Below are 17319 nucleotides of genomic sequence, written 5' to 3'. Positions count from 1 at the left end.
GCAGGCAGCGCAGGGTTGGGTGACGGGGCGGGGCGGAGCAGTCGTCTTCCGGGGTCGTGACGTGGCCGGGGGTCTTCTGCTGTCAGGCGAGCGCGGTCACGATGACGGCGAGGACCGCGAAGACGATGAGGACGACGGCGGCCAGCGAGAGGCGGATCGCGCGCCCCAGCCCCTGGAACTTCGGCAGCGCGATCTGGGAGAGGACACGAATCCGGTCCGCTCGGTGGTCGCCGCTCATCTCGGCGAGGATCTGCTGGGTGTCGCACGTGGCCCAGTAGGGGAAGCTCGCGCGGTCCGCACCGCGTAGGCGGGGCAGGACGACGAGCAGCAGCAAGACGGTGGAGACGGCCAGGGCCAGGACCGCGAGGCCGCCCGCGACGAGACACAGCACGGGGAGGTGCTTGTCGGCCGACCCCACCAGGCCCGCGATGACTGCGCCGTTGAAGGCGAGCAGTAGGGAGGCCTTGTTGTCGGTGCGGCCGATCTCGGCGGTCACCGCGGCGAGCGCGTCTTTGAGGTTCTGGTCGACGAAGGAGGTCTGGGTGCCGGGCTCGTCGGTGGTCGGGGCCTGGTTCACAGAGTTGCCTCCTTCGTCTGCCGCGTTGCGGGTGCCGGGGTCGGCACGGGCAGGCCCAGGCGCTGCGCGAGCGCGTGGCGGGCCGCAAAGTCGATGGCCGGGTCGTGGATGAACTCGGCGACCGTACGGAGTCGGCCACGCAGCATCTGCAGGTCGTTCTCGGCGGAGCGCAGGGCGATGGACTGGGGTAACGGGGTGTTGTCTGTGGCCTCGGGGCGGCTGGTCATCAGGATTCCTGTAGGGGATCAGAGTGTGAGCGGGCGGCGGCGCGTTGTACCGGCGCCCGCCGCCCGTGGGGTGCTTGCGTCGCCCGTGCCAGTCATGGACGGGCGTTGGTGGAGTCGGAGGCTGGTGACGCCGTGGGCAGTTCACCGGCGGTCCGTTCCGGCAGCCGAGCGGTCAGTGCGTGGCCGCCGCCTCAGCGGGCGGCCTCGTGGCCGTCGAGGAGCTGGGCACGGCGTCGTGCAGTCGGCCGTCGAGCTCGCGGCCGGCGGACTTCCTGCCGACGCGGACGGCGATGGTGTCCTGGTCGAGCATCCAGGTGTGTCGGGTGCGGTCGCCCGGCACCATCGCGCGCCGCGGGCCCGAGCGGAACGTGCGGCTGGGGCCTCGCTCGCGGAGCGAGGCCGAGCTGCGGCCTCCGTGCAGGGGGTCGTCGTAGGCGCGGCCACCGCTGAATGCCGGGTCGTCGACGACGGGCGCCGTGAGGTAGTCGCCGTGCTGCGTGAAGAAGAACGGCACGTCGTGCTGCGCGCACGCGTCGCGGAGGTCGCGGGCCCATTGCGGGTGCAGGGGTCGGGCGTTGGGCCCGAACCCGCCTCCGGCGATGACCCAGTGCAGGCGTTCGGTGCGGTGCCACTGGTCGCCAAGGCGCACCATGCCGTCGACGACGGCGTCCTCCGGCGCGTCGGCATCCGGGTGCGTGACGTCGCGGCGCTCGGTCAGGAACGGGTCCAGGTCGACGGGACCGGTCAGCGGCTCGCAGACGACGACCCTGGTTTCGGCCGGAGTCTCCAGCAGCGCGCGGATGCGCGTCTTGGCGGTCCATTGGTCGTTGACCGTCACCGCGAGCCAGATGTTCGCCGGGGGCTTCGCGGCGCGGGCCCGCGCGGATTTGGCAACCGGGCTGGCGTGCGGGCCGTCGTCCGGAGGGACATGGAACCGGGCGGCGTGCTGCCGCATGCCGGCCTCGCGCTTCTGGACGAAGTCGCTCATCCTGACCGCGTGTTCCGTCGGGACGACGAAGGTGATGGTCGGGTTGGCCTCCATCACGTCGAGGACGCGGGTGATGAAGTACTTCGGCACCAGGTGGTGGAAGAGATGGGGCACGAGGACGCGTCCGGTCTTCTTCCAGCGGTTGGGCTGATCGACCCGGTCGTCGTGCCAGATGACGCTGTTACGGCCGTGTCCGGTGCCGAGTGTGACCGGATACCAGGTGCGGCTGGTCGGGGTGGCTGCAATGTCAGCCATGGATGCCTCCTGCCGGGTTGGGTGGGTTACTGGGCGAGGTGGTCAAGGGCGCGCTGCAAGAGGGGCCGGTGCGCGGCGTAGAGGTGCGTCCGGCGGCGGTGATCGCGGCATCGAGCTGGTCGAGCGAGCCGAACGGCCACCAGTTGGCGTCGAGGGCGTCGTCGGCCGCGATCGCGGTTACGGTGGCGGGCAGCTGGTAGAGCGCGCTGGTGGAGGCGACCCACGCGTGATCCGAGTTGCGCCAGTCGTCCACGAGGTCCTGGCCGAGGATGATCGGGCGGTGGTCGGACAGGTCGACGCCGGTCTCCTCACGCAACTCACGGACCAGAGCGGCCGGGGCGGTCTCGCCCGCTTCGACCATGCCGCCCGGGATCGCCTCCACGTGGATGTCGTCCCGGACGATCAGTAGTACCCGGCGCTCCTGGCCGCTGCCCGCGACCACGATCGGATCGGCGGCGGCGTTCTCGCCCCACCGGCCAAGGTTGCGTCCGGTGCGTCCGGTGCGCCCCTGCGGGTTCAGGGGCCAGCCCCGCGCGTCCAGCTCGAACGGTACGAGCACGTTCGCCCGCCGGCGGTCCCAGTCGTGCACGTCGGTGGGCGTTGGGGCGTCTTCGGCCCAGCCGGGCACGTGCTCGGCCAGAGCCGTGGACAGCAGCTCGGGCGGCGTGACGTCTGCGGGCGTGTACTCCGGCCAGCTCACCGACCAGCAGCGCAGCCCGGCCGGGATGGTCCCAGTGATCTCGCTCATGATGGATCTCTCCTGGTCTCGTGGTGGGTTCAGAAGCAGGCACTGAGCACAAGGGCGCCCTCCCCGGCCGGGGAGGGCGTCGGATGTCGTGCGGGCCGTGCGTGGTCCGCGAAAGCTGTCGGCGGCGAGCGGGCGAGGCCGTACGGACTGGTCAGCTCTCGGGCGCGGACAGGACGTAGTAGTAGAAGGTCGTGTGGTCGTACTCGCTGCGCTGCACGGCGAAGACGTCGGGCCGGTCCACGGCCAGTTGCTGGAGCTCGGCCTCGATCCACTGGTTGCTGCGCTGGAGGGCGAGGCGGTGGCGGTCGAAGTTGCTGACCATGATCTGGACCTTGTCGGCCCTGCGCTGCCAGGTGAGCGCCCACTTGCGTAACTGGTCGCGGGCGCTGTCGTCGTCCGGTCGGTCCGGGATGGCGCGGGACAGCGCCCGGCAGCCGGTGGCGTGCTGGGTGGCGATCCGGTTCGCGTCCGTCAGCTTCAGCCCGGAACTGTATGCGGAGTCCGGATCTTGCACGGCGCTGAAGTGGCATCCGAGACAGGCCACGACGTGGTGGTAGCTGCTGGCGTCGGCGGAGTAGACGAGGACGATCGCGCTCATCGCCTGGTTCCAGTGCCGCTCGATGACGGTGACGCCTTCGGGCATCCAGGTCTCGCCGGTCTCCGGCCACGGCTCGACGGCCGGGGGCTCGGCGGACGCGTGACGGGTGCGGTTGAACAGCGCGAGGACCATGGGTTTGGGCTCCTTGTCGAGGTGGGGTGACAGCGTGCGGCAGCCCGGTGGGGCCTGAGGCGGCTGCCCCGGTGGGGTCGTTCAGCGGGTGCGGCGGGCGGCCGTGCAGCGGCTGCAGATGAAGCGGCACTCCGCGCTGAAGGGATCGGTGGTGCAGGTGCCGAGTTCAGTGAGTGCGCCGCACTCGGCGCAGGTCGGGCCGAGCAGTTTGCGGAGTTCCTCAAGGTGGTCGGCGAGGTCGGCGCGCTCGTCGGGGAGCATCTCGGCGATGATCCGATGGGCGGCTTCGCGGTTCCCGGTCCGTACGGCGGCCAGGGCCGCGTTCCCCGCGGCCTCGAGGGCAGTGCTCGCAGTGTCGACGACGTCAGCGGTGTCATCCTGGGGCGCGCTCCGGGCCGCTGTCGTGGAGAGCGTGGTGTCGGTGGCGACCGTCATACGTCGTCCCCTGCCGCGTCCGCGTGCTCCATGACGAGCGTGGCGTAGGTGGAGTCATCGCCCGCCACGAGGCGTACCGCCTTGGAGAGCTCGATCCACCCCTCGGCCCGTCCGGCGTGGTAGGGGCACGGCTGCGCCAATGCGTCGCAGGCGGGGCACAGTTCGGGGTCGGTGTGGTGCTGGGGCAGCCCGTCCTTGAGCTGCTGGACCTGGTCGCGCAGCTCCAGGTACTCGCTGATGAGCGTTTCGACCGCGTAGGCGGCGTCGCCGTTGATTCCGGCGAGGATGCGCTGGCCGTCGCGTGCGGTATCGAGCACGTATGTCTCGGTGCTGGTGCCGAGCGTCATCACGAACTCCTTGCATGGAAAACCTCCGCTTTCAGGGGCGGAGGAGAGGCATCCCAGTGCCGCGACGCGGTGCCGGGGGGTCCTCGGGGCGGATCGGTGTAGAGCCGTAGAGGGTCAGCTGTGCTTGGTGCCGCCGTAGCGGACCGGGACCTTGGCGGCGGCCTCGTTCGCGGCGCGGCTCGGGCGCCGGTACTCGGTGGTCTCGTAGGTGATCCCGGCGGCGCGCTCGCGGTCCAAGTTGGCGGCGAGTGCGGCCTCGGCTTCTTTCATCGCGGCGATGTTGGCCTTGACCTGTTGGCCCTTGCGGGCGTGGCCGGTCAGGGCGAAGAGGGTGCCGACGATGAGGATTGCGATGGAGAGGGGCAGCATCACCACGGGTCCTTTGTGTGCTGTGGTCGGGTGGGCGGTGGCTGGCCGTGCTCGGGACCGGCCTGCCAAGGGGTGGTGGGGGATGCGGCGCGTTGGCTGCTCCGGCTCCCTGCCCGCCCCCGGGACCTGGTGACCGGGCCCGAAGGGCGGACAGGCGGCCGTCAGTTCGGCGACGGCGGCAGGTACGGGAGGCCGTAGGGCATGTAGTGGGTCGGCTCGGTCCTCGGCGGGTGGATCTCCGCGCGGACCTCCACCTGGGGAGCGGGCGGCGCCTCGTTGTGCACGTGGACGAAGGCGGGCGGTCGCAGACGCAGGCCGCGCAGCGCCAGGACGGACAGAGTGGCCCAGCCCAGGAGGGCGACTCCGGCGGCGACCTGGCGGCCGGGCTCGGGGGTCCCGATCCACACCATGGTCACGGTGACGGCACCCCACACCGTCCAGGCGAGCCGTGCAGAGCTGTTGTGGAAGAACCCGAGGACGAAGGCAGCGAAGCCGAGGGCCTTCCAGATGCTGTAGGCCGTGGCGGCGGTGATGGGCAGCCCCTGTGTGTGGGTGGCGAGGTAGCGCTGTACGGGGTCGTCGATGGTGGCCCGCATCCCGTGGACGACCGCCGCCCAGCTAGGAACGTGCGGCATGAACTGACTCAGCAGCCAGGCGCCGAGGAGGGTTACGCAGGCGCTGAAGGCCATGTGGCGGACGGTGTCGTACTGCCACAGCTGCGCCAGCCTCGCCCTCGCCTGGCCGGTCCGGTGGCCCATCCAGGCGAGGGCCTCGTGTAAGCGGTGCCACCGGGGCGCACGCTCGTGGCCGTTCCCGCCGTCGGGGTTGGTGGTCATGGTGGGTGTCCCTCTCTTCACGGAGCGCACGACGGCGCGGAGTCAGGTGGTCGTGAGGTCGGTGCGGACGTAGCGCTGCAGATCGGCGTCCCAGCGGGCGTGGGTGAGCAGCCGGTTGAAGTCTTTGATGGCGTCCTTGGTGCCAGCGGGGCACGGACTGAGACCGAGCTCGGGGTCCTCGATGAGCCACCAGTCCCACTCACGGCATTCAGCGGCTCCGACAAAGTCGCCGCTCCAGCGGCTGGCGCACGCGCCGTCGTGTTCGCATACCGCGCGCTGACGGCCGGTGTCCGGGCAGTGCGCGTGGTCGCAGCCCTCTTCGTGCAGTTGCCCCGGCGCGGCGGCGCAGTCCGGGCAGTTGAACGGATGCGGGTCGTGGTCAGCCATGGAGCAGTTCCCCGGCGACGACGATGTTCTTCGAGACGAGGAGTCCGGGGCGGCCGGAGGGTCGCTCGGTGACCGTCCAGCCGTCTTCGCGCAGCAGGTCTGCGTAGGTGGCGACGAGGACGTGTTCCTCAGACTCGACGTCGGCGAAGGAGCGGCCGTTGAAGGCGCTCGGGAACGGGGCGCGGTGGCAGACGCGAGTCTGCGCGGAGCCGGGTGCGCCAGGGGAGCAGAGAAATCCTGCTGTGGCGACGGCACCGGTCGTGTCGAATGTTGCTGGCGGATGGCGTGTCAGGAGGAGCGCGGTCACGGCCGCGGTCACGGCCGCGGTCACGTCCTCGGATGGATTCGTGGTGTTCATGTGCATCCTCATCCAGTCGGTGGGTGGCTGTTCCGGCTCCCTGCCCGCCCCCGGCCCCGTGGCGGGGTTCGGGAGTGGACAGGCAGACGTCAGCGCGTCGTGAGCTGGTGGTGTCCGGCGGGCTGGCTACTGCTGGCCGTCGGTGATCTGGTTGTTGGTCCGCCCGAGTCCGCGGGTGTTGGTGTGCAGTTCGGTGTGCTGCACGTAGACGGTGCCGGTGTACTGGTTGACCGTGTGGTCAGGCAGGGCGGAGGCGCCGTCCCGGAAGGCTCGCCCGATCATGCGGGCGGCGGCGCCGATCGCGATGAACACTCCCGCGGCGCCCAGGCCGGCGAAGGTCAGCTGCATCGGGCTGACGCTGGACAGCTGCCACAGCACCAGGGAGATGGCGCCGCCGACCGGCAGCGACCCCCAGGTGTAGACGATCACGAGGGTGGCGTGGTCGGTGGCCTTCTGGGACATGGGGGGCCGCCCGTGCTGGGCAAAGGGCAAGGCGTTCCCCACGGTGGGTTGGGTCGGCGCGGGAACGACGTCCTTGTACCGGGTGGCGACGGGGGTGGTGTCGCTGTATCCCTCGGCGAGCAGTCTGATCGACTCGAACTCTTCCTGAGTCGTCAGCTCCCGTCCGTGTTCGCGGTGGTCGTTCATGGAGCGCTCCTTGCTGTGAAGCCGAAGGCGTGGAAACGGCGGCAGGGCGGCCCGCCGTACGCTGCGGGCCGCCCTGCTGCCGGGGCATCCTCCTACTTGGAGGAGACGTTGTTGACGGTGTCGCTGAGCCCGGCCGCTCCGTGGCCGACCATCTCCTGGACCTTCTCGACGGTTGACGTGCCGAGGGGCGTCATCATCACGAGAATCCAGAACACCGAGACGACGGCGACCTCCCGCTTGCGGAAGCTGCTGTCCTTCTTCATCCACCAGCCGATGCCGATGGCGACGAGCAGGGCGAGTCCGGACGAGGTGAGAGCGAACGTCATGGCTGATCTCCAACTTCTGTGAAAAGGGAAAGGGGGCGGGGGTCAGGCGTCGATCGGCTCGACCGTGTGCCAGTCGCGGTCGACCTGGGTGAGCTTTCCGAGGCGCTCCAGCCGCCTCGTGGCGCCTGCGACATTGGGCGGCTTCAGGGAAGTGACCTTGGCGATCTCGCCGTTGCGTCGGGCACCGCGGTCGACCGCGTGCCAGACGAGCTCGGAGCGACTGGGCGGCACCAGCACGTCCAGGTCCTCGTCCTCGTCTTCGACGTCGAGGACGACGTCCGTGCCGCCCGGGATGGCCGGCACGGGGGCGAGGTCGACGACGGTCGTGTTCTTGCCGCGCTTGGCGTCTTCCTGCTTGACCAGGTCGCGCAGGAACGCCTCTTCCTCGCCGGCGTCCATGTGCCGGTACTCGTCCCGCCGCAGGTAGGCGATGCCGGCGGGGCTCATGTCGGCTATTGCGTCTGCTTCGGAGGTGGTGAGGGTCGGCCGGGGCAGTTCGCGGGCGACGCGCACCGGGTTGGGGTGGAACATCATGCGGGACTGGGTGTACTGGTCGGCGCCGTCGGCGATGTAGCCCAGGCCGCCGGTGCCGGAGCCGTTGGGGAACTTCTCCGGGATCGGCTCCAGGCGGAACTTCGGTGTCCTGGAGCCGAGCGACATCACGTCGATGTCCGCGCGTGCGGTGCGGAACAGTGCGATGTTGCCGGACTGGAGCATGTCGCGGATGGCGTTGGCGTGCTTGTTGGTTCCGATGGAGTCGAGGTTGGGGATCTGGACGTAGACCCGGGCGCCGATGCCGGCGGACCGTGTCTGGCGGCCCAGGTTGGACGCGGAGGCCAGGAGTGGGTTGACGTGGTCCTTGACCGGATCCATCACCATCTCGTTGAACTCGTCCCAGGTGACCTGCATCGGGGCGAACGGCTCGCCGGGGACGAAGAAGCTGCGGCCGTCCATGACGTAGCCGTCGGCGTCCTGCCACTGCATCTTCATCTGGGTCGAGAAGCGGAACTTGCCGACGTCGACGGCGGCCTGGCCCATGAGCATGGCGCCGTAGTGGCTCTTGACCATCCAGTCGAGCACGTGGGTCCAGGAGGCGAAGCCGGCGCCGTACTTGCCGTCGGCCAGCCACCCGACGATCCCGTTGATCATCTGGGCGATCAGGAGGGTCTCCTCCAGCGAGCTCTTGCCGGAGCCGGTGGTGCCGGAGGAGAAGGAGTGCACGGCGGACATGCCCTGCTGGCCGGTGAGCCCGAATTTCCCCTCGTTGGGGATCATCAGGCGCCACCGGGCGGGATCGCCGTAGATGTCCTTGCCGACCGTGACGTAGCCCCGGTCGTCCATGACCAGCTCGTGCGGGTCCAGGGGGACGCCGTCCTGGAGCGGGTTGATGGACATCTCGTTGACCTCGATGCGGCGGGCGTCGATCACCCGCAGGTGCAGGTGGGAGACGGCGTCCTCGCCGTCCATGTCGAGGGCCTGGGCGATGGCGAGGGCCTGCACGTCGGCGACCGAGGAACCCCGGCGCGGCATCAGCAGCTTGAAGCGCCGGCCGAACTCGGTCTCCTCCGCGTCGTACAGCTCGCTGCCGTAGTAGGGGCTGTACTCCTCCCACACGGCCGACAGGTCGTCCATGTCCAGCTCGGAGGTCCTGTTGCGCAGTTTGACAGTGAGCTTGGCGCGGGAGGCGGCCATGTCGTCGGGACGGTAGATGTTCACCGCCCGCGGCGGTACCTCGAACGCGATCGACACCGCGTCCTGACCGACACCAAGGGCGGGCCGGGCGGTAGTGGAGACGATGATCGCGGTCAGCCGGTCCTCGTCCAGACGGACGTCGGTGAGCTCGGACGCGGGCAGCGGACCCTGCTCGCAGGCGATCCACTCGTCCCACCGGGCCAGGTACCAGTCGATGCCGTCCGGGTGTTCGGCGGCCGCGGGCGTCGCAGAGTCCGGCAGGGCCCACATCCGCGCTCCCCAGGTCGCCGCGGTGGAGGCGACGAGGAGGCGGGCCCACCAGGGCACGTCGATGTAGCTGCTGGCGGGGATCGCCGCGAGCGGGCCGGCCCGCAGCGCCATCTCCATCGGGCTGTAGCGGCGCCACCAGCCGCGCTCCCAGTCGGGAAGGCCCTTGGCCCAGATGGCGCGCAGCGTCGCGGAACGCTTGCGGTAGGCGTCGGCTTTCGCTCCACGGACCAGGGCGGCACGGTCGTCGCGGTGGCGCCAGCCGTTGGCGATGCCGATGGTTGGCACGAGCAGGCCGTCGGAGCCGACGGCGGGACCGTACGCGTGGTCGAGGCCGAGGCGGCGGCGCATCCGGCGGACCCGGCGCCGGTAGCCGCGCCGGCTGCTGCGGGTCATCCACTCCCACGGCTCGCCCTGCCCGGGCAGCCAGCGCCACGGGCCCGGGTGCATACCGAGCGCGGTCCAGCCGGCCGCGACGCCGGTGGTGCCGAGAGTGGTGAGCAGCAGCGGGTCACCGGACAGCCAGCCGGAGGCGATGCCGAGGCCGGAGCCGATGTAGATGCCCGGGTTGTGGGTCTGGGCCATCCGCGCGCGCAGTCCGGTCAGCTCCGGGGGAGCGTTGTCTTCGGTCTCTTCCTGGGTCGGGGTGGTGGTGGCCATCCGGTTTTTCTCCGTTTTCAGCGAAGACGAAGGGCGGGACCGCAGAAGCGGTCCCGCCCTTGAAGGTGGGTGTCGTGTGCCTAGCGCTGGATGAACTCGCGGTCGGCCATCTGCACGTGGTGCGTGCGGTTGAGCTCCGCCATCCGGCCGTGCTCGGCTTCGGTCTCCTGCGCCAGGCCCTGGGCGTTGGTGGTCAGGGAGTCGGCGCCGGCGACGATGCCGTCGACGTTGGCCGCCATCGTTTCCGACAGCGTGAAGACCTCCATGTAGGCGGTCGTGGTCGGCTCGTCGACGGTCAGCCGGCTCATCGCCTCGGACAGGTACTTGGCCGAGGCGCCGCGGTCCTGGAAGCGGGCCTTGAGCCGCTCGACGGCCCGCTTGGTGGTGCCGGCGCGGATGCCGTAGGCCGCCGCCTTCAGCAGGAGGGCCGCATAGGAGACGGCGCCGCCGACGGCCCGTGTTGTTGCGTTCATGGTCAGCCCCTCGTCTCGTAGACCTCGGTGTGCGCGGCGGCGTCCTCGGAGTCGACCGCGTCGGAGATGTAGAAGTCGCGGTCCATGACGGACTCCATGTCCTTGGCCTGGTTCGCGTAGACGCCCTGGCCGGCCTCCAGCAGAGCCTTGGCCTGGACGACCTTTTCGCCCTGCGCCTTGGTGTTCTGCTTCAGCTGGCCGAGCTCGCTGTTGATCGTGCCGTAGTCCTCCTTGCAGCGCGTGATCCACGCGAGGAGGCCCGACCCGGCTCCGCGGGCGGTGAGTTCCGCGATCAGCGAGTCGCCCTTGCCGATCTCCCGCTCGCAGCGCGTGCCGATCCGCTCGTAGGTCGCGAAGTCCTCGTCGCACATGAGGTTGAGTTCATCGCTCTCGTCGATGACGGACTGGTACGTCACTTTTGCTGCCATACGTCCAACTCCTCCACCGGCGGAAGCCGGTTCACTGTCTCGGATCGGTCCCGACGTGGTGCCCTCGGGCGCCGCCGCCGGGCTTTCGGGCCCGACCGCCGAGTTTTCGGGTTCGGCTGCCGAGTTTTCGGGCGCCGCCGGGGTGGCTTCCGGCTCGGCCGGGGCCGAGGCGGGTGCCGTTTCGGCAGTGCCGGGGGGCTCCTCGGAGCTTTTCGGCTCCGCGGTGTCCTTGGTTTCGGCGGCGGACTCGGGTTCGGCCGCCGCGTCCTTGGTTTCGGGCCCGGTCGCAGCCTCCTCGGGACCTGGTGAGGCCTCCGGGGCGGGAGCCGTGGGCTCCTTCACCGGAGCCTCTCCGGCCCCATCTGGCGGCGTTTCAGGGCCTGTTGAGGCCTCCGGGGCCCCGGGGGGGGCATCGGCGCCTGCGGGAGGCTCTGTGGCCCCCTCAGGGGGCTTCTTGGAGCCTTCCGGCTTGGCGGCCTCGGTCCTCTCCTTGGGCCTCTCCAGCGAGACGCCCCTCTTACCGTCGCCGCTGTCGGTTCCCGCGGCCAGCGGCGGGCCGGAGGGGATGGGCGGTGCGTCCGGCGGCAGGGGCACGGGCTCGAGCACCGGCGCCGGGTCATCATGGCCGGCGGCCTTCCGGCGCTTGCGGTACTCGCGTACCGCGCCGCGGCCGGTGTCCTTGGCCCAGGCGACGCCCTGCGCGGCCCAGCCCCCGGCGCGGCGCCCCATGGGGGTCGCCACGCGCTCGATGGGCGTGTGGCTGCGGTAGCCGGAGCCGAAGGCTTCCGGGAGGGTCGGCGCGGGCCCTGCGGCCGGCGCTTCCTTCCACGGCGAGACTGCCGAGGCGGGGGTCGCCGGCGGGGTGACGCCGTGCTTGTCGGCGATCCTCTGCACGGCCTTCTCGTGCCGCGTCCGCTCCTTCAGGATGTCCCGCTGCCCCGGGGACAGCCCGACCTTTGCCTGCTCGCTCTGCGCGCCCGCTGTGTACACGAGCCATGCGCACGCGAGAAGCAGCAATTCCATTGCTTTCCCCTCACGGTCTGCGACCGGGGGAGTGAACGCCTGCCCTCGTGCGCGTACGTACGCGTGTAGGGGCGGGTCGAGTTCATCTCTCCCCCGGCTGAATGAATGGGTGAACGATCACCGTGTGTGACGAACGGTGATCTGCTGGAGGGCGTCGCTCACCTCGCGCCAGGCGCGGTTGGCGACCACCGGATCGACCCTCTGCAGCACGCCGCGCAGCCGGTCCAGCCGCTTGGTCGCGCCCTCCTTGGGCGACCGCTTGTCGGCCTGTTTGATCTCGTTGGTCCAGTACGCGGATCCGCGTTTCGAGTGGCGGTCGATGGTCCGCTGGAGGGTGTCGGCGACCTCCTTCCAGACGGGGTCGGCGACTGCCGGATCGGTGTCGTTCAGCAGTCCGCGCAGCCGGTCTATCCGCCGGGTCGCGCCCTCCTTGGGCGACCGCCCACCCGCCCGTCTTATCTGTTTTGTCCAGTACGCGGTTCCGCCCACGTTTCCGTGTTCCTCCGTTCGATCGCTGGGTCATGCGGGGCCAAAACGGCCGGGCGGCTCGCAGAGCGCGATGCCTGATCACCCGGCCGCTGTTTGTGCTGGTCACCTCCCGGTTCACCTTCCTGACGGGCAGGTTGGGTGAGAGGGTGGGACCCGGCGCTTCGGCGCCTTCACCGAGTCCCCGAGGTGTCGACAGCATCTCGGGGACCAGTGGAACCGTCGAAGCAGCTCATTTGCGCAGCTCAGCGCTTGTTCGGTCGGTGCGGGAAGTGCGGGTGGCACCACCAGCAGTCCGGGCCGTGATCGCGCTCGGTCCGGGCGTGGGCCAGAAAGAACGGCGTGGCCAGCGCTGCGGCCAGGGCCGTCAGGGCCAGGATCAGGCCGATCACGTACTGCCAGCTGCTCATGGTGAGCTCCTCTCGACTCGGTGAATGGGCAGGTCACCCGCTCAGGGCTGGTAGCCCTCAGCGAGCAGGTCGGCCGCCTCGTGGCGGTACTTGGACGCGGTATCGGTGGAGGAGACGTCCGCCACGCGCTGGGCGTCGGCGATCGACACCCGCTCGGTCAGCTGGCGGTAGATCGCGTCACGCGTCTGGTCCTCGGGGTCGAGGCCGGCCGCGAGCGCCATGCGGGCGACCTTGCGGACCGCGCGCTGGCGCGGGGTCAGCTTCGCGGCGTCCTCGGTTTCGACCGCGCGCCGCTCGGTTTCGGCGGCGGCGAGCCGCGTTTCGGCGGCGCGCTGCTCGGCTTCGGCGGCGGCCTGCTCCGACCGCTTGATGTCGGCGCGGGCCGCCTTCTGGCGTGCCTCCTCCTCGGTCGTCTTCCGCTCGGCTTCGGCGGCGTCGTGCTTCGCTTCGGCGGCAGCCCGGTCCTTTTCGGCGGCGAGCCGATTCGCTTCGGCGGTAGCCTCACGCGCTTTGGCGATCTTCTCCGTCTCGATCGCCTGGTTCTCTGCCGCGGCGACCCGGTCGGCCTCCTTGATCTCCCTCCGCTTCTCGGCCGCTTGTTCCTCCAACTGGGCGGCCTCCAGGTCGTCGGACGCCTTCGCCTTGCGCTCGGCCGCCTCCTTGCGCTCGGCCTCGGCGGTACGGGCCCGAGCCTCGGCGATGACGGCCGTCTCCAGCGCCTGCTCCTCCAGCTCAGCAGCCCGCTCGGCCGCGCTGACCTGGGCGCGCGTGTGGGCGCGGACCTGGGCCGTCTCGCCCGCCACCTGGGCGCGGACAGCTTCGAGTTCGCCGTCGGCCTTCACTTGGGCGGCCTCGGCCTTCGTCTCCGCGACCTTGCGGCGCGTCGCCGCTTCCCGGCGCCGGTTCTCAGCCTCCTCCTTCCGTTCCTCAGCCTTGCGTTCCTGCTGCTCAGGCAGCGCCAGGGCCTCCGCGACGGTGTAGCCGTAGGCGGCCATTTTCATCGGCAGCCGCTCGTCGTCGGTCGCCTTGGTCAGGTCGCTGTTGTACTTGCGCTTGAGCCACTGCTCGTAGGCGATGAGCTCCTGCTGGCGCCGGATCATCTCCGGATAGGAGGTCACCCCATACAGCCGCATCCGGCGGTAGAACCGCGGTGTCGCCAGCGGGGAGAGGATCCAGCGGTGCAGCGGGATCCGATCGGCGTGCGTACCGGCTTCGAGCTGCGCCTTCCTGATGAACAGCTTGCGGGCTGCCTCCACGCCGATCACGAACAGCAGCGGCATGACGCCGTGGGAGGCGGCCTGCACCGGGTCGGCCTCGATGGAGCCCTGCGAAGACGCGTTGAACCAGATGGTCGCGCCGGTCATGGCGTGCGCGGCCAGCCGCAGCAGCGGCCACCCGATCTTTTTCCAGATCAGGTACAGGTCCAGCGCCAGGAACGCGATGATCGACGCATCCACGCCGACCGGGAACCAGGGCGCCAATTCCTCGCTGAATCCCCAGCTCAGGGCCACCTTTGCCAGGGTGCTGTAGGACATGGTGAATCCGATAGCGCCGACCAGCGTTCCACCGAAGGCAGCGACGAACAACAGGGCGATCGTCAGGCGGTCGCGCTCGGGCTTGATCGGGTTCCGTTTAGGTGGGGGCGAAACGTACCCGGGCGCTCCCGAAATCTTCTCGGGTGTGCCCGAAACGGGGGTCGGTGGGGGCGAAATGAGGGTGTCGGTGGCCGCGTTCTGCGGCACGTCGGTGATCGCCACGAGGGCCTCCGGAATGGGTGGTTCAGGGTGGGGGCGAAACGGTGGGGGCCGCTCCCGAAACGCGGGCGGCTGCTGCCGAAACGGCGGTCGGTGGGGGCGAAACGGGCTCCGTGGGGGCCGTTGCCGTACCGGAGCGGGCCGTGCAGAAGGGCCAGCTGCCCGTGGTGCGGACGGCTGGTCCGGGGGAGTGCTGGAGGTGCGTGCGAAACGGACCGCAGTTCCCACCGGCCGGGAGCGAAATCGCACTGGCCGAGTCACCGCCCGGCTCGAGCCACCGGGACTCGGCCAGGCGGTGCCGAGGGGATCACGCGGACGCGCTCGGTTAGCTCTTGGCGGGTGGCCGCCCGCGGCAGGTTCAGGCGAGAGCGTGGTGGGCCAGGTCCACGTCTCCAGCCAGCTGCGCGACCTTACGCAGCCGCTCCCGCTGTTCGTTGATCTCGCGGGTGAGGGCCTCGACCAGCGGGGTGCTGTGCCCGTAGGACGTCTCGTACTCCCAAACGAGGTCGACGGACCACGCCGAAGCGTCCAGGCCGAGCTCCTCAGCGACCGTGGTCAGCCGCAACTCGTCGCGCTCCCCGGCGACGTGAATCTGCTCCTCGGCCAGCTTCGCGAGCTTCTCGGCGACCTGGTCCCACGCCACGGCCGCTTTCTTCGCGACCTGCTCGGCGTCGGTCAGCCGCAGCAGCTGCATACGCCACCTGCCGTCCTCGGTCTCCCAAAAGCCCTTGAACACCCGGCGCAGCTCCGCCAGGGCAGTCTGCCACTCCTCCCACACAGGCCCGGCCTCGCGGAGCAGCGGACCGGCCAGCAGTCGCAGCCGAGCCTGGGACCACACGGTCCGCGCGGCCCGGTATTGGTTACTGAGCTGCTTGCGCTGCTCGTAGGTCGTCGTCTTATCGTCGTAGACGGCCGAGGGCACTTCCGGCCTGGGCTCGCGGCCGGTGAAGGGGGCGAACCAGTAGGTGATCCATCCCTCGTACTGGCCGGGCTCGGCGCGCTGGAAATGCGGGTGGGAGTAGCGGCTCACGTCAGCGACCGCCACGGCCGGAGCGGGTGCTATCGGCTCGGCCGGCGTCTGCTGGCAGAGGAGACCGTTGTCGTCCAGGGGGTGCTTCAAGGTGATGGTGCGAGGCATCCGGTCCTCCTGTGTCGAAGGGGCCCGGCCCCGGGGCTCTCCCGGGTCGGGACGTGCAAAAGGCCGGCCACCCGTCGGCGGGTGGCCGGCCGTGAAAAGGGGATCGAAAGGCTGTCGGTCCGGGCTGTCCGGCTCCCCGTCACCGCCCGTCCCAGTCGCCCTAGTTGAGGGGGCGGGGCGGAAGGATCAGGCAGCTGTCAGGCCGACCAGTGGTCCGTGGGGGAGTTCGCCAGACCCGCGGCCCTGTGCAGCGCCGCGTTGGATGACTTCCCGCTGCGGGGCGTGCCGCCGATGAGCGCGTGGGTATCCGCGAGCCGGAACGGCAGCACCCCGTCAACGTGGGCGTTGGTGGCATCGATGGGCCGGTGCGGGGCGATGACCCGCCCGTCGGGCAACAGTTCGCCGGTGTCCTCGAAGAGAAGGACACCGTTGCACAGCAGGCTCCAGCCCTGCCCCGGGTGGTGCGCCACGGGGTGGGCGGCCTCGCGATCGGAGCTGTCGGCCAGCGGGCAGGAAGGCGTGTGCGGGCAGGGGGTGATCACGGGTGAACTCCCTCGGAGCGGTGTCGGATGAGGTGTGGATCGACGGCAGCGGGCGAGGTGGCCAGCTGCGGATCCCTGCGTTCTCCGCCGCCACCGAGGCCGGGCAGAAGCCGGTCCGGTGGCGCCCGGCAGCGCAGGGGCTGCGTGTGCTGGGCTGGTCAGGCGCTCGCGTTGCGGGCCCGTTGACGGGCGGCGCGGCGCTTCATCGCGCGGCGCTCGTCCTCGCTCATTCCGCCCCAGACGCCAGAGTCCTGGCCGGTCTCCATGGCCCACTGGAGGCATTGGTCCATCGCAGGGCAGCGGCGGCAGACGGCCTTGGCTTCCTCGATCTGCAGCAGGGCGGGGCCGGTGTTGCTGATCGGGAAGAACAGCTCGGGGTCCTCCTCAGCACACGCCGCGCGCTGGCGCCAGTCGATGATGACCGGCGCACTGGCGGCCGGGGTGCAGCGGATGCGCACGGGCATGAGGTTGGCGCATGAGGCCTCCGTTCAGAAGTCAGATGGTGGAGTTGGTGCGGTCGACGGCGTCGATGAGGCCGAGCAGCGCCGCGGTGATGCCGTTGATGGCAGTCACGATCGCTTCGGCACTCATGTCGTTGAGGTGGTCGACGTTGAGGCGTTTCGTCGCCCGGATCGCTTCGAGGCGGTAGTCGCTCTGAAGGGCAGGGAACGTGGGGGGCTCGTGACGGGCGGCGGCGACGTCGGCGAGCGAGTTCAGCAGGCGTACGCGGCCGAACCGGTGGGGTCGGTCGACCGGTCGGCGGTGTGCAACTCGACCGCCTGGGTGTCCTCTCCCCAGTACGCGCGCACCTCGTAGGTGCCGCGGTCGTGGTCGGCGTCGAGGAGCTTGGCCGACCGCAGGTTGCCGAGGCGGTCGACGCTGGCTTCGTGCACGGGCTCGATGCCGAGGTCGGCGAGCCGGCTGTTGATCAGGTCGGCGTGGCGCCTGATCTGGAGTAACTGGCTCGCCAGGATTTCGAGCTGCTGCTCTTCGTGGGCGGCGGTAGCGGCGGCGAGCCAGCCCGATTCGGCGAGTCGGGCGGTGGGGTCGGTCATTGACTGTTCTCCTCGAGGCACTGCGGTCGGGCCCCGCCGGGGCGGGGCAGTGCGTCCTGTGCACTCCTGACGGCCGTCTCTCCGGGCGGCCACCAGGGCAGCCCAGGCTGCGGTGAGGGGCAGGTGGGGCACCGGCATCGACGGCACCCCATCAGCGGGC

22 protein-coding genes and 1 pseudogene are annotated in these 17319 nt (G+C 70.4%); all 23 read right to left on the bottom strand.

All coding sequences use genetic code 11. The features are described from left to right. Window positions 1–82: 82 nt before the first annotated feature. A complete protein-coding gene (locus STRVI_RS44490; RefSeq protein WP_014043609.1) occupies window positions 83–577 on the bottom strand; it encodes a Pycsar system effector family protein in 495 nt (164 codons plus the stop codon). After that, window positions 574–804 (bottom strand): hypothetical protein, encoded by a 231-nt coding sequence (locus STRVI_RS44485; protein ID WP_014043608.1) that lies wholly within the window; start codon window positions 802–804, stop codon window positions 574–576. The genes STRVI_RS44490 and STRVI_RS44485 overlap by 4 nt, the downstream gene beginning before the upstream one ends. Window positions 805–976: 172 nt before the next feature. After that, window positions 977–2047, bottom strand: a complete 1071-nt coding sequence (locus STRVI_RS46920; protein WP_014043607.1) for a DUF5131 family protein — start codon at window positions 2045–2047, stop codon at window positions 977–979. Then, on the bottom strand, window positions 2040–2795 hold the full coding sequence (locus STRVI_RS44475; RefSeq protein WP_014043606.1) for an NUDIX domain-containing protein: 756 nt from the start codon (window positions 2793–2795) through the stop codon (window positions 2040–2042). The genes STRVI_RS46920 and STRVI_RS44475 overlap by 8 nt, the downstream gene beginning before the upstream one ends. A gap of 151 nt (window positions 2796–2946) precedes the next feature. Continuing rightward, complete coding sequence (locus tag STRVI_RS44470) at window positions 2947–3525, bottom strand: hypothetical protein (RefSeq protein WP_014043605.1); 579 nt, start codon at window positions 3523–3525, stop codon at window positions 2947–2949. 81 nt (window positions 3526–3606) lie between these two features. Next, the gene (locus tag STRVI_RS44465) at window positions 3607–3960 is read right to left on the bottom strand and encodes a hypothetical protein (protein ID WP_014043604.1); all 354 of its coding nucleotides are present in this window, start codon (window positions 3958–3960) and stop codon (window positions 3607–3609) included. Continuing rightward, window positions 3957–4307: a hypothetical protein gene (locus STRVI_RS44460; protein WP_014043603.1), complete on the bottom strand. Its 351-nt coding sequence runs from the start codon at window positions 4305–4307 to the stop codon at window positions 3957–3959. The genes STRVI_RS44465 and STRVI_RS44460 overlap by 4 nt, the downstream gene beginning before the upstream one ends. Before the next feature lie 114 nt (window positions 4308–4421). Continuing rightward, complete coding sequence (locus STRVI_RS44455; protein WP_014043602.1) at window positions 4422–4676, bottom strand: hypothetical protein; 255 nt, start codon at window positions 4674–4676, stop codon at window positions 4422–4424. 161 nt (window positions 4677–4837) lie between these two features. Continuing rightward, a complete protein-coding gene (locus STRVI_RS53905; protein ID WP_014043601.1) occupies window positions 4838–5512 on the bottom strand; it encodes a hypothetical protein in 675 nt (224 codons plus the stop codon). Between the two features lie 42 nt (window positions 5513–5554). Further along, window positions 5555–5899 (bottom strand): hypothetical protein, encoded by a 345-nt coding sequence (locus STRVI_RS44445; protein ID WP_043242300.1) that lies wholly within the window; start codon window positions 5897–5899, stop codon window positions 5555–5557. Next, window positions 5892–6257, bottom strand: coding sequence for a hypothetical protein (locus tag STRVI_RS44440; protein ID WP_014043600.1), 366 nt, complete (start codon window positions 6255–6257; stop codon window positions 5892–5894). Before STRVI_RS44440 ends, STRVI_RS44445 begins: the two co-directional genes overlap by 8 nt. Window positions 6258–6383: 126 nt before the next feature. Continuing rightward, window positions 6384–6905: a hypothetical protein gene (locus STRVI_RS44435; protein WP_014043599.1), complete on the bottom strand. Its 522-nt coding sequence runs from the start codon at window positions 6903–6905 to the stop codon at window positions 6384–6386. A gap of 92 nt (window positions 6906–6997) precedes the next feature. Beyond that, the gene (locus tag STRVI_RS44430; protein ID WP_014043598.1) at window positions 6998–7231 is read right to left on the bottom strand and encodes a hypothetical protein; all 234 of its coding nucleotides are present in this window, start codon (window positions 7229–7231) and stop codon (window positions 6998–7000) included. A gap of 42 nt (window positions 7232–7273) precedes the next feature. Further along, window positions 7274–9850 carry a hypothetical protein gene (locus STRVI_RS44425; RefSeq protein WP_014043597.1) on the bottom strand — a complete coding sequence of 859 codons (2577 nt, stop codon included), beginning with the start codon at window positions 9848–9850 and terminating at the stop codon, window positions 7274–7276. A gap of 80 nt (window positions 9851–9930) precedes the next feature. Beyond that, the gene (locus STRVI_RS44420) at window positions 9931–10323 is read right to left on the bottom strand and encodes a hypothetical protein (protein WP_014043596.1); all 393 of its coding nucleotides are present in this window, start codon (window positions 10321–10323) and stop codon (window positions 9931–9933) included. Window positions 10324–10325: 2 nt separating this feature from the next. Then, complete coding sequence (locus STRVI_RS44415; protein WP_014043595.1) at window positions 10326–11774, bottom strand: hypothetical protein; 1449 nt, start codon at window positions 11772–11774, stop codon at window positions 10326–10328. Between the two features lie 117 nt (window positions 11775–11891). Continuing rightward, window positions 11892–12263, bottom strand: coding sequence for a hypothetical protein (locus tag STRVI_RS44410; protein ID WP_014043594.1), 372 nt, complete (start codon window positions 12261–12263; stop codon window positions 11892–11894). Between the two features lie 242 nt (window positions 12264–12505). Then, complete coding sequence (locus tag STRVI_RS53255; RefSeq protein WP_014043593.1) at window positions 12506–12670, bottom strand: hypothetical protein; 165 nt, start codon at window positions 12668–12670, stop codon at window positions 12506–12508. Between the two features lie 41 nt (window positions 12671–12711). Further along, entirely contained in the window at window positions 12712–14427 is a 1716-nt protein-coding gene (locus STRVI_RS44405; RefSeq protein ID WP_014043592.1) for a DUF2637 domain-containing protein, read from the bottom strand. A 355-nt stretch (window positions 14428–14782) separates the two neighbouring features. Beyond that, window positions 14783–15562, bottom strand: a complete 780-nt coding sequence (locus STRVI_RS44400) for a hypothetical protein (protein WP_014043591.1) — start codon at window positions 15560–15562, stop codon at window positions 14783–14785. A gap of 350 nt (window positions 15563–15912) precedes the next feature. Further along, window positions 15913–16101, bottom strand: a pseudogene (locus STRVI_RS55425) (DUF5999 family protein); the annotation flags it as partial. Window positions 16102–16262: 161 nt separating this feature from the next. Next, window positions 16263–16520: a WhiB family transcriptional regulator gene (locus STRVI_RS44390; RefSeq protein WP_043242446.1), complete on the bottom strand. Its 258-nt coding sequence runs from the start codon at window positions 16518–16520 to the stop codon at window positions 16263–16265. Window positions 16521–16817: 297 nt separating this feature from the next. Next, on the bottom strand, window positions 16818–17159 hold the full coding sequence (locus STRVI_RS44385) for a hypothetical protein (protein ID WP_014043587.1): 342 nt from the start codon (window positions 17157–17159) through the stop codon (window positions 16818–16820). Window positions 17160–17319 lie beyond the last annotated feature (160 nt).

The sequence above is a fragment of the Streptomyces violaceusniger Tu 4113 genome (assembly GCF_000147815.2).
GTDB classification, from domain to species: Bacteria; Actinomycetota; Actinomycetes; order Streptomycetales; family Streptomycetaceae; genus Streptomyces; species Streptomyces violaceusniger_A.
The sequence above is the reverse complement of the archived record's forward strand: the minus strand, read 5'-3'. Positions and strand labels throughout refer to the sequence as shown.